The sequence below is a fragment of the Kineococcus sp. AC630 genome (genome assembly GCF_979255925.1).
The window spans coordinates 144,939-152,615 of record NZ_CEEDMJ010000015.1 but is presented as its reverse complement, the minus strand read 5'-3'; the positions used below and the strand labels follow the sequence as shown (position 1 = coordinate 152,615).

At 71.0% G+C, this 7,677-nt stretch carries 7 protein-coding genes; 5 read left to right on the top strand and 2 right to left on the bottom strand.

Going from position 1 to position 7,677, the window contains the following annotated elements:
- Positions 1–437 (top strand): hypothetical protein (locus AC0I8G_RS17025; protein WP_471730984.1); only part of this gene is annotated, 437 nt, incomplete at its 5' end.
- A gap of 43 nt (positions 438–480) precedes the next feature.
- Positions 481–1,683 (top strand): flavin-containing monooxygenase, encoded by a 1,203-nt coding sequence (locus tag AC0I8G_RS17020; RefSeq protein WP_471730983.1) that lies wholly within the window; start codon positions 481–483, stop codon positions 1,681–1,683.
- A 675-nt stretch (positions 1,684–2,358) separates the two neighbouring features.
- Here the strand turns inward: AC0I8G_RS17020 and AC0I8G_RS17015 are convergent.
- Complete coding sequence (locus AC0I8G_RS17015; RefSeq protein ID WP_471730982.1) at positions 2,359–2,598, bottom strand: hypothetical protein; 240 nt, start codon at positions 2,596–2,598, stop codon at positions 2,359–2,361.
- 191 nt (positions 2,599–2,789) lie between these two features.
- Between AC0I8G_RS17015 and AC0I8G_RS17010 the strand changes: the two genes are divergently transcribed.
- Entirely contained in the window at positions 2,790–3,083 is a 294-nt protein-coding gene (locus AC0I8G_RS17010) for a hypothetical protein (protein WP_380261236.1), read from the top strand.
- Positions 3,080–4,774: a sodium:solute symporter family protein gene (locus AC0I8G_RS17005; protein WP_471730981.1), complete on the top strand. Its 1,695-nt coding sequence runs from the start codon at positions 3,080–3,082 to the stop codon at positions 4,772–4,774. The genes AC0I8G_RS17010 and AC0I8G_RS17005 overlap by 4 nt, the downstream gene beginning before the upstream one ends.
- Before the next feature lie 59 nt (positions 4,775–4,833).
- Here the strand turns inward: AC0I8G_RS17005 and AC0I8G_RS17000 are convergent, their stop codons facing one another.
- Positions 4,834–7,065 carry a gluzincin family metallopeptidase gene (locus tag AC0I8G_RS17000; RefSeq protein ID WP_471730980.1) on the bottom strand — a complete coding sequence of 744 codons (2,232 nt, stop codon included), beginning with the start codon at positions 7,063–7,065 and terminating at the stop codon, positions 4,834–4,836.
- Between the two features lie 156 nt (positions 7,066–7,221).
- Here AC0I8G_RS17000 and AC0I8G_RS16995 point away from each other — a divergent pair, with 156 nt between their 5' ends.
- Positions 7,222–7,677, top strand: a complete 456-nt coding sequence (locus AC0I8G_RS16995) for a low molecular weight protein-tyrosine-phosphatase (RefSeq protein ID WP_471730990.1) — start codon at positions 7,222–7,224, stop codon at positions 7,675–7,677.

Below are 7,677 nucleotides of genomic sequence, written 5' to 3'. Positions count from 1 at the left end.
AACCCACCATCGTCGAAGAACCCACCATCGTCGAAGAACCCACCATCGTCGAAGAACCCACCATCGTCGAAGAACCCACCATCGTCGAAGAACCCGTCGTCGTCGAAGAACCCACCGTCGTCGAAGAACCCGCCGAACTTGAGCTGCCCCGGGGTCTCGGTTCCGCCGCGGACGCCGAGACGAGGGTCGCGGAGTTCCTCGCCGGCCTGAACGGCGGGCACCCCAACGTGGACCAGACCCCGCCCGCGGTCGTCGACGCCGCGGTCGCCCTGACGTTCGCCCGCCTGGGGCTGGAGGTGCAGGAGCAGGCGCTGCTCGACGGCGCGATGGACGTCATCGGTTTCCGTCGCCGCGGGATCAAGGTGATCCGAGCGTTCAAGGAATCGGTGCAGCGGAGCAAGAAACGCATGCGCGGAGCGGGGCTCAAGATCAACTGACCGACCCTGTCGCCCCGCCGCGGAAAGCACTACTCTCCACCGCGTGAACACCCGGGACGTGGAGGTCCTCGTCGTCGGTGCGGGCGCGGCCGGGCTGGCCACCGCGGCGTGCCTGCTGAACCGCGGTCTGCGCCCGGTCGTGGTGGACCGGGGAGCGGCGGTCGGTGACGTGTGGCGCGCCCGCTACGACCGGTTGCACCTGCACACCCCGCGCGTGCAGTCGGGTCTACCGGGACTCCCCGTCCCCACCGCCGCCGGGCGCTGGGTGGCCCGTGACGACGTCGCCGGCTACCTCGACCGTTACGCAGCCCACCACGGGATCGAACCGGAGTTCGGCACCGACGTGACCCGTCTGGACCCCGAGGACGGTCGCTGGCTGGCCCGGGCGGGGAGGACCCGCTTGCGCACCCGGCAGGTCGTGGTCGCCACCGGGCTGGCGCACGAACCGGTCCTGCCGCCCTGGGCGTGGTCGGCCACCGTGCCCGTCCTGCACTCCTCGCGGTACCGCAACCCGACGGACTTCGTGGGCCGCTCGGTCCTCGTCGTCGGCGCGGGGAACTCGGGGGCCGAGATCGCCGCCGACCTCGCCGGGGGTGGCGCACGGAGCGTCGAGTGGTCGGTGCGCACCGGGCCGAGCGTGGTCCCCCGGGAGCTCGGCCCGCTGCCCACGACCCTGCTCGGTCTCCCCCAGGACGTGCTCCCGGCCGGTCCGCTCGACGCCGTGAACGGGGTCGTGCGCAGGGTGTTCGTGGGTGACCTGTCCCGGTGGGGACTTCCCGCACCCGCCCGCGGGGTCGTGGCCGCGGCCCGGCAGGCGGGGACGCCGCCGCTCATCGACGTCGGTCTGCTGGATGCGCTCCGGGCGGGGAGGGTGACCGTCGCGGCGGCCGTGACGGGGATCGACGGCGCGACGGTCGAGTTCGCCGACGGGCGCACCAGCTCACCGGACGTGGTGATCGCGGCCACGGGGTGGTCTCCCGCGCTCGCCGGACTGGTCGGTCACCTCGGTGTCCTGGACGGTCACGGCCGACCGCGCGGCCGGCACGCCGGCACCGTGCCCCTCGTCGCGGGGGTGCGGTTCGTGGGCTTCCGCGTCCCGCTGAAGGGGGCGCTGATGCAGATCAACCTCGACTCCCGACGGGTGGCGCGGGCGATCGCACGGGAGGGGACCACGCGGGCAGCCACCCCTCGGGCAGGCACGGGGGTGGTCCCTCCGGGAGTCGGACGGTCGATCCCGGTCCCCTGAACGCCGACACACGATCCGGGTCGACGCCGTCGATCGCACGGCAGGTCCACCCGACGGGAACCGACGCAGGCCCCAGCAGAGCCCGACCGCGGCTGGAGCCCCGGCTCCGCCGCGGCCGTCGTCGCCGGTCGCGGCGCCGGGGACCGTGCGGTAGGAGGTCGAGGGGCAGGTCGCCGGCATCGGGGCCTCCACGGACGTCCTCTCCACGACGGTGGCGACGGTCCGGGCCAACGGCCACGCCGTGCTCCGCGGCCTGCGCGCCGCACAGGCACGCGTCGGCGGGATCGACGAGATCGCCGCCGTGGTCGACGGTGCCCGCCAGACGGGTGATCTCGCGGCCACCGCGGAGCGGCGCCGGGTCTCGCGGTTCTCCTGTCCGCAGGACGTCGTGCTGCGCCTCGAGGTCCGGGAGAACCCCGCGACGGCGTTGGACCTGGGGCTCGGAGGCACGCGGGTCACCACCGCTTCGACCCAGCACGTCGGGGTCGGCACCCGCGTCGTCGTGCACTGGCCCCACCGTCGACCTCCGCGGGCGCCGTGGCCAGGACCGTGCCGGTGGTCACGACCTCGGCATCGTGTTCGACGTCCCCGCTACGGCGGCGCCGCGGGTCTCGTCGCCGTCGTGGACGGTCTGCGGTCCCGCGTGGAAGCGGTTCGGCCCGCTGACCTGCGCCGTCAGTCCAGGAGCCCGGCGTCGCGGGCGAGCCCGACCGCGGCCTGCGTGGAGGTGACGGACGCCTTCCCCCGGATCGAGGCGAGCGTGGCACCGACCTGGGCGAGGGTGCTCCGCCGGTGCTCGGCGACGACGCTCGCGGGGAGTCCCCGAGCCACGGCGCGCAGGACGTCCACCTCGTCGGCCGTCCACGACGCGACGCGCGACGCGGCCGCTTCTCGGCTGATCCGATCGTCGTCCACTGCTCCGCCTCCTCCACGAGCCCCTGCGGCTCGACGTCTCCTCCGGTCTTCGAAGCGGTCGAGTGCCTGGATCCCGGAAGCTCACGGTCGGGCCGGTGTGACCCCGGCCACACCAGACCCCGATTGCGTGGCGACGGTTGCCTCATGCAAAGGTATCCGCCGATCCTTCAACGTTGCACTGGAGCTGACTCGTGTCTGCACGACGCACGGGGGGCGACGGCAAGGCCGACGTCCTCTTCGACATCCGCACCGTGATCGGCGGCCTGTTCGCCGTCTACGGCGTGGTCTGCCTCATCTACGGACTGGTGTCGTTCACCGACGCCGACCGCGCCAAGACGGGCGGCATCAACCTCAACCTGTGGACCGGGATCGGCATGCTGGTCCTGTCCGCGCTCTTCATCGGCTGGACCGTGGCGAAACCGCTCCACGCCGAGGCGCCGGCCACCGACGCCGCCGACCTCCCTGACGGGGAGGACGCGAAGTGAGCGCCACCCTCGTGACGAGCGTGGCCACCGCGTCGAACCTGCGCATCGACGCCCACCTCATCGACTACCTGCTCGTCGGGTTCTACTTCCTCATCGTCCTGGGCATCGGCCTCATCGCCCGCCGCAGCGTCTCCTCGAGCCTGGACTTCCTGCTCTCGGGTCGCAGCCTGCCCGCCTGGGTCACCGGACTCGCCTTCGTCTCCGCCAACCTCGGCGCCACCGAGCTCCTCGGGCAGGCCGCCAACGGCGCCCAGTTCGGTGAGCAGGCGTTCCACTACTACTGGATCGGCGCGATCCCGGCGATGGTGTTCCTCGCGCTGGTGATGATGCCGTTCTACTACGGCTCGAAGGTCCGCTCCGTCCCGGAGTTCCTCGGCCGCCGCTTCGACGCGAAGACCCAGCGCCTGCAGGGCCTGCTGTTCGCCATCGCCTCCGTCCTGCTGGCCGGTGTGAACCTCTACGCGATGGCCATCGTCGTGAATGCCCTGCTGGGCTGGCCGACGTGGCTGGCGATCGTCGTCGCCGGCGTCATCGTCCTGGCCTACACGTTCCTCGGTGGCCTCTCCGCCGCGATCTACAACGAGGTCCTGCAGTTCTTCGTCATCGTCGTGACGATGGTCCCCATCACCCTCGTCGGCCTGCACCGCGTCGGCGGCTGGGACGGGCTCGTGTCGCGCCTGACCGACCAGGGCAGCCAGAACATGCTGCAGGCGTTCCCCGCCCAGGACCTCACCGGGATCGGCAGCGCCGTGGGCTCCACGTTCGGCGTCGTCCTCGGCCTGGGTTTCGTCACCAGCTTCGGCTACTGGACGACCAACTTCACCGAGGTGCAGCGGGCGTTCTCCGCCCGCAACGCCGCGGCGGCGCAGCGCACCCCGCTCATCGCGGCCATCCCCAAGGTGCTCATCGCGCTGGTCATCATCATCCCCGGCATGATCGCCGCGGTCCTGATCCCCGGCATCGAGAGCCTCAAGAAGGGCCTGCCGAGCGACGTCACCTACAACGACGCCGTCCCGCTGCTGCTGCGTGAACTGCTGCCCAACGGCTTCCTCGGGGTGGCGCTCGCCGGCCTGCTCGCGGCGTTCATGGCCGGCATGGCCGCGAACGTCAGCTCCTTCAACACGGTCTTCACCTACGACCTGTGGCAGGACTGGTTGCGACCGGGCAAGGACGACGCGCACTACCTCAAGGTCGGCCGCGTCGTGACCGTCGTCGGGACCGCGCTGGCCATCGGCACCGCGTTCATCGCCGCGGGATTCAGCAACATCATGGACTACATCCAGACGTTGTTCTCGTTCTTCAACGTCCCGCTGTTCGCGGTGTTCGCGTTCGGCCTGTTCTGGAAGAAGCTCACCGGGACGGCCGGTTTCTGGGGTCTGCTCTCGGGGACGCTCAGCGCGGTGTTCGTGTTCGTGCTGAACCAGGTCGGGGTGATCTCGTTGTCCGGGCAGGGTTCCAGCTTCCTCGGCGGCGGCGTCGCCACGGTCGTGGCGGTGCTCGTCGGCTGGCTCGTCTCCCGTGGCGGGACGCCGAAACCGGAGGCGGACCTGAAGGGCCTCGTCTGGTCCCTCACCCCCGCCTCGGTGCGCGCCGTCCCGCGCGAGGCCGGCTGGTACCGCAACCCGACGGTCCTCGCCACGATCGTGCTGGTGCTGGCCGTCGGCGGGTACGTGCTCTTCGCGATCGTCTGACCCGTACGCAGACGGCCCCGGAACCCGCGAAGGGTTCCGGGGCCGTCCTGCGTCCGGGCTCAGGCGCCCGAACCACCACCGGGCTGCAGGATCCCGTTGGCGAACATCTGGTACGGCGCGTAGGACGGCGCCGTCTCGGTCGGGTCGTCCGCGGTCACGAGCACCGCGGCGACGTCCGGGGTGAACCCGAGGACGAGCGAGACCGGAGCGACCGTCGTCCAGCCCCAGGGCGCCTTCACGACGGGCAGCTTCACCACGGACACCTGGTCACCGGAGTACCCGACGAGCTGAACCGTCCAGCCCGCCACCGGGATCGGGTGCGCCTGGGTCAGCGACTGCCAGGTCGAGAGGTCCATCGCGTCGGGGAGTTCGTTCCCCCCGACACGGACCGACTTCACCGTCACGCCGGGGTTGGAGACCCCGCCGTCGGTGACGTAGCGCAGGGCCACGTCGACCGTCCGGCCGGCTACCGACGAGGCGTCGAAGACGGTCTCCCCGTTGACGACGCCGCTGAGCCCGCCCGTGGTGGGGTCGGCGTCGGCGGTGGGCAGGTTGACCCACGTCCCCGTCGCCTCGTCGTAGACCTGGACGTAGAAGTAGTCGTAGCCCTCCTCGGTGTCCAGGGCGAGGTCCAGCGTGATCGTCGGGTCGTCCGCGGGGACGTCGACGGAACGCACGATCGCGCGGTCGAGGTTGTCGCCCTTGCCCGAGGTGAGGTTCCCGTCCTCGGAGGTCCACTCGACCGGGCTGACCGGGTAGTTGCTCGCCCCGACGAAGCTCACGAAACCGTCGGAGAGGTAGCCGTCGAGGTTGCGCAGCCGGACGTAGTCCGCGCCGTTGACCGGGGCCCCGGGCGAGTCGTAGGCCTGCGGGGTGTCCCAGTTGACCATCCCGGACAACGCGCCCGAGGTGAGGTCCGCGGCGTTCCCGTGCTTCACGCTCGCCCCGCCGTCGATCGCCGCGTCCACGGCGTTGGAGGCCAGGTAGGCGTGCAGGACGTCGAGGGCGTCGTCGTCGTAGCCGAACTGGTCGAGGACGTTCTGCAGACCGGCGAGCCCGTTCGCGGGTTCGTTGTGCAGGGCGCTCATGAACTCGTCACCACCGAAGTGGTCGGCGAGGTAGAGCATGAACGCGTAGGTGGCGCCGTAGTCCGCGAGGGTCTCCGGAGCGCCCTGGTCACCCCACTGGGTGACGGACTGCTCCGGGCCGCCGAAGCTCTGCGTGGGGTTCCAGCCGAAGAACGAGGAGAGGTGGCTGTCGGCGGTCGGGTCGTCCAGCGGGACCGACGGGTCGACGTAGCCGACGAGGGTCTGCGCCCAGTCCGAGAGCCCCTCGTTGACCCAGTTCACCTCGTCGGAGTCGGTGTAGTACTGCAGCAGGTGCTGGTACTCGTGGGCGAAGGTGCCCTCGTAGTTGCGCACCCGGGGTTCACCGAGGCCGGGACGCTGCAGGAAGTCCGCGCAGGCCTGGTAGGCGGGGTCGTCGGAGTCGTCCGGCGGGTTGGTACCGGTGCGGTGCAGCCAGTCGAACCCGTCGATGGTCATGACGTTGCGGTCGAGGAGCTCGTTGAACGTCGAGTAGAAGAACCCGCCGATGTAGGTGCGGCCGTTGACGTTGGTCGGGTCGTAGTAGTTCTGGTCGCGCACGTTGTCGATGAGCGCGACGGTCCGGTCCCCCTCGCCGTTCCAGTAGTCGGCCGGGTAGGTGCCGTCGGGGAAGAGCGAGCTGAACACCTGGTTCGACCCGTCGCGGTCGGGGGCGACCGAGAACGCCTCGGACTCCTTCGGCAGCATGTTGTCGTCGAACTCGTCGGCGAAGCTCTGGGCCTGGGCGTCGGTGACCGACGTCAGCGCCCCGTCGGAGAGGGTGTTGCGGCAGTCGCCCTCGGGGAAGCTGAGGTCGTCGGCGACCCAGACCTCGATGTGGTCGCCGAGACCCTTGAGGGTGTAACCGCGGACGTCGATGGCGGTGTCGAACACCTCGCCGTCGGGGGTGACGCCGCCGTCGATGAGGGACGGCCAGTCCTTCTCGTCACCGACCTGAACCCCACCGCCGCTGCGCGTCTGCGGGGCGGACAGCGTCGTCCGCGCAGCACTCGCGTCCGCCTGGGACGTCAGCGGCAGCGGGCGTCCGCCCTTGTAGTTCCCGTCGACGAGCGTCATGTCGGAGGCCAGCGGCACCGACAGCAGGGACGGTTCGGCCGAGGCAGCGGTCGCCGACGCCGGGATCGCGAGCGCCGTCACCGACAGGGCGGCCAGGGCCAGTCGGCCGCCGCGCGAGGGGTGGACCATGAATCTCCTCCTGGGTCGTGGCACGGGTGACCCTTCCCCCGGAAGGGTCACGACCTGTGCGCGCTGTGAGCTTTCACCACTCACAGCCAGCCCACAAGGGGACGCGGCGGTCGAGTTCGACAGACTGCGCGGGTGAGCACCGATCCTCTGCGCATCATGACCGTCTGCACGGGCAACATCTGTCGTTCCCCGATCGCCGAGGTGGTCCTGCGTGACCGGCTCGCGGCGGCCGGGCTCGCCGAGCGGGTGGTGGTCGACTCCTCGGGCATCTCCGACGAGGAGGACGGCAACCCGATCGACCGGCGCGCCGCGGCGGTGCTGCGCGAGCACGGCTACGAGGTGCCCACCCACCGGGCCCACCAGGTCACGGTCGACGAGATTGCGCACCGGGACCTGCTGCTGGCCATGACGTCCCGGCACGCGCAGTGGCTGCGCAGCCAGGACCCCGACGCGGAGGTCCGGCTCTACCGGTCGTTCGAACCGGGCGCCGAGGGGTCCGGTCCGGACATGGCCGACCCCTGGTACGGCGGCCGCGAGGACTTCGAGCGGACCCTGGAACAGGTCGAGGCCTCGGCCGACGCCGTCGTGGAGCACGTGCGCCGGATGCTCTGA